Source organism: Planomonospora algeriensis, from assembly GCF_977012225.1.
Genome location: NZ_CDRNDK010000575.1, coordinates 1 through 3,494, shown reverse-complemented (window position 1 = coordinate 3,494; position 3,494 = coordinate 1). Strand labels below are relative to the sequence as shown.

Sequence of the window (3,494 nt, the reverse complement as noted above, 5' to 3'; positions counted from 1 at the left end):
CCGCGCCCTGGTGCTCGGCTCCGCGGGCCTCGGGCCGCCGGCCCAGGTCCTGCTGCTGATCCTGGCGGGAGCGGGGGAGGGGACCCTGCTCGGTCTGGGCCAGGCCTACGCGCTGCGCTGCGCGCTGCCCTCGGTGCCGACGCGCGCGTGGGTGCGGGCGACCGCGACCGGAGCCGCGGTGGCCTGGGCGATCGGCTCGGTCCCGGTGCTGCTCGGCGAGGGGATGCCGGTCGTCCCCTGGCCGCTCCTGGCCGTCATGGGAGCCGTCACCGGGACCACGCTGGCCGGGCTGGTGGGACTGCTGGGACTGGTGGGAACGGGACCAAGGTTCCGGTGGAGGGGGACCGCGGGCCCTACGGAGTGACTCCGGCATATCTGGACGATTGCCATGAAATTACTCGTGAGACGGAGTCCCCATGGACGTCTTGGGCCTCTCCCGCTGGCAGTTCGGGATCACGACGGTCTACCACTTCCTCTTCGTGCCGCTGACGATCGGACTGTCGGTCATCGTCGCGGGCCTGCAGACCGCCTGGCACCGCACGAAGAGACCGGCCTATCTGCGGCTGACGAAGTTCTGGGGCAGGCTCTTCCTGATCAACTTCGCGATGGGCGTGGTCACCGGCATCGTGCAGGAGTTCCAGTTCGGCATGAACTGGAGTGACTACTCCCGCTTCGTCGGTGACGTGTTCGGCGCCCCGCTCCTGGATGCAGCACCCGGTCGGCTACCGGCTCAACCCGGAGACCGGCCGCGCGGAGCTCACCGACATCTGGGCGGTGCTCACCAACATCACCACCCTGGCCACCTTCCCGCACGTCGTCTTCGGCGCGTTCGTCACCGCCGGCGCGTTCGTGGCCGGCGTCAGCGCCTGGAAGCTGCTCAAGAAGCAGGACGTCGAACTGTTCCGCACCTCGGCGCGCCTGGCGATGGCCGTCGCCCTGGTCGCCTCGGCAGGGGTCGCCTTCAGCGGCCACTGGCAGGCGCAGATCATGACCGAGCAGCAACCGATGAAGATGGCCGCCGCCGAGGCGCTCTGGGAGGACGAGAAGTCCGCCGGGTTCTCGCTGTTCGCCGTCGGCGACGTGGAGAACGGCCGCAACCACGTCAACCTGCAGATCCCGTACGGCCTCAGCCTGCTGGCCACCGACATGCTGGACGGCGAGGTCGAGGGCATCAACGACATCCAGGCCCGCTACGAGGCCCGCTACGGAGGCCGGTCGTCGGCACGGCCCCCGCGCTCTCCTACTGAGGATCCCCCCATGGAACTCACCACCGTCTGGTTCCTGCTCATCGCCGTCCTGTGGGTCGGCTACTTCGTCCTGGAGGGCTTCGACTTCGGCGTCGGCATCCTGCTGCCGTTCGTCAGCCGGGACGAGACCGACCGCAGGACCGTCCTGGCCGCCATCGGGCCCGTCTGGGACGGCAACGAGGTCTGGCTGCTGGTCGCCGGCGGCGCCACCCTCGCTGCCTTCCCCGAGTGGTACGCCACCCTGTTCAGCGGCTTCTACCTGCCGCTCTTCCTCATCCTCGTCGCGCTCATCCTGCGCGGCGTGGCCATCGAGTACCGCAACAAGAGCGACGGCACCCGGGGCTGGGACCGGTCCCTGTTCTTCGGCTCGCTGCTGCCCGCCCTGCTGTGGGGCGTGGCGTTCGCCAACATCGTCCGGGGCGTGCCGCTGGACGCCGACCACGAGTACACCGGCTCGCTGCTCACCCTGCTCAATCCCTACGCCCTGCTGGGCGGCCTGGCCACGCTGACGCTGTTCACCCTGCACGGCGCGCTCTTCCTGGCGCTGCGCACCACCGGCGAGCTGCGCGTCCGCGCGGTGGGCTGGGCCAGGAAGACCGGCGCGGCCGCGCTGGTCGCCGGCGGCGCCTTCCTGGCGGTCACCCAGGTCATGACCGGCAAGCCGGTCACCTGGGCCACCGCCGCGCTGGCCGCGCTCGGCATCGCCGGCGCGCTCGTCGCGACCCTGCGCGGCCGGGACGGCTGGGCGTTCGCCGCGAACGCGGTGGCGATCCTCGCGGTGACCGCCACCCTCTTCGGGAACCTGTGGCCGAACGTGATGCCCGCGCTCGATCCGGCCAACAGCCTGACCGTCGCCAACGCCGCCTCCACGCCCTACACGCTCACGGTGATGACCTGGGTCGCGGCCGTCTTCACCCCCGTGGTCCTGGCCTACCAGGGCTGGACGTACTGGGTGTCCCGCAAGCGCCTGACCCAGGGCAGGGCGTAGTCCCCGCGCAGATCCCGCGGTGATCCCGCGGCCGGTTGCCAAGGCCGGTTGCCAAGGTCCCTCCCCGCGAGGGACCTTCGGCGCTTACCCCGCAGGGCCCGCCGGGGGAGGCTGGAAGCAAGGAGGCCGACGGAGGGACGCCGGCCGGGAACGGGATGCGAGGTGCGGAGATGAACGTCCACCCGGCGAGGACCAGGACTCCCGAGGAGACCGCCTTCGCGCTCCGCGCGGCGGTGGAGGCCGCCGCGCAGGCGCCGTCGGTGCACAACACCCAGCCGTGGGCCTTCACGATCGAGGGCGGGGAGCTCCGCCTGGACGCCGATCCCGGCAGGAGGCTGCGGGTCGGCGACCCGGCCGGCCGAGAGCTCCTGATGAGCTGCGGCGCCGCCCTGCTGAACGCGCGGCTCACCCTGCTCGCACTCGGCTACGAACCGCAGGTGCGCGTGCTTCCCGATCCGGACCGCCCTTGCCTGCTGGCCACGATCCGGATCGGCGGGCAGGCCCCTCCCGACGAGCACACCCGGCTACTGCACGCCCAGATCGAGCACCGCCGCACCCACCGGGCGGGCTTCACCGACCTGCCGGTGCCGGAGCGCCTGGTCGAGGCGCTCGTCGCGCAGGCGTCCGCCGAAGGAGCGCGCCTGACCCCCGTCCGGTCGGAGGCCACGGTCCGGGTGCTCGCCGCGCTGACCGGTGCCGCGCAGGACGTGCAGTCCCAGGACCGGGTCTTCGGCCTGGAGGTGGCCCGCTGGGCCCGCCCGCCCGGCAGCCCCCGCAGGGACGGCGTCCCGGCGCAGGCCTATCCTCGCGCGGCGCGGACCGATCCCCCTTTCGCCCAGCGGGACTACGCCCGGGGCCACTCCTGGGGCCACACCGCCGACCAGTTCGCCGCCGCCTCCACCGGGGTGGTGGCGGTGCTGACCACCCACGGCGACTCGAGGGAGGAGTGGATCGCCGCGGGCCGGGCGCTGCAGCGCGTCCTGCTGCACGCCTCCGCCTACGGGATCAGCGCGGCGTTCCACAGCCAGGCGCTGGAGATGTTCCACCTACGGGAGTTCCTCCGGCAGGAGGTCTGCTCGGGGGAGCACCCTCAGATGATCATGCGGTTGGGCTTCACCTTCGACGACACTCCGGGCGTCCGGCGGCCGGTGTCCGAGGTGCTGGAGGAGCGCTGACCACCCCTGCCCGCCCGGCTCCCCGGGCAGGGGACCCGGCGGGGCGGGCGTCCGTACGGCGCACGCGCGCGCGGAGCGGTCCCG

General features: G+C 72.5%; 3 protein-coding genes and 1 pseudogene. All 4 read left to right on the top strand.

Translation table 11 applies throughout. The features are described from left to right. Positions 1-364, top strand: a 364-nt coding sequence (locus ACWJ6R_RS32660; protein WP_449065915.1) for a hypothetical protein, incomplete at its 5' end; no start/stop codon positions are given. Between the two features lie 52 nt (positions 365-416). After that, positions 417-641, top strand: a pseudogene (locus tag ACWJ6R_RS32655) (cytochrome ubiquinol oxidase subunit I); the annotation flags it as partial. A gap of 64 nt (positions 642-705) precedes the next feature. Further along, a complete protein-coding gene (cydB, locus tag ACWJ6R_RS32650; protein ID WP_449065916.1) occupies positions 706-2,235 on the top strand; it encodes a cytochrome d ubiquinol oxidase subunit II in 1,530 nt (509 codons plus the stop codon). Positions 2,236-2,405: 170 nt separating this feature from the next. Continuing rightward, positions 2,406-3,410, top strand: coding sequence for an Acg family FMN-binding oxidoreductase (locus ACWJ6R_RS32645; protein WP_449065914.1), 1,005 nt, complete (start codon positions 2,406-2,408; stop codon positions 3,408-3,410). Positions 3,411-3,494 lie beyond the last annotated feature (84 nt).

Excerpts from the sequence above, each read along its gene's own strand:
- cydB (WP_449065916.1), top strand. The coding sequence starts at position 706 with ATGCAGCACCCGGTCGGCTACCGGCTCAACCCGGAGACCGGCCGCGCG.
- ACWJ6R_RS32645 (WP_449065914.1), top strand. The coding sequence starts at position 2,406 with ATGAACGTCCACCCGGCGAGGACCAGGACTCCCGAGGAGACCGCCTTC.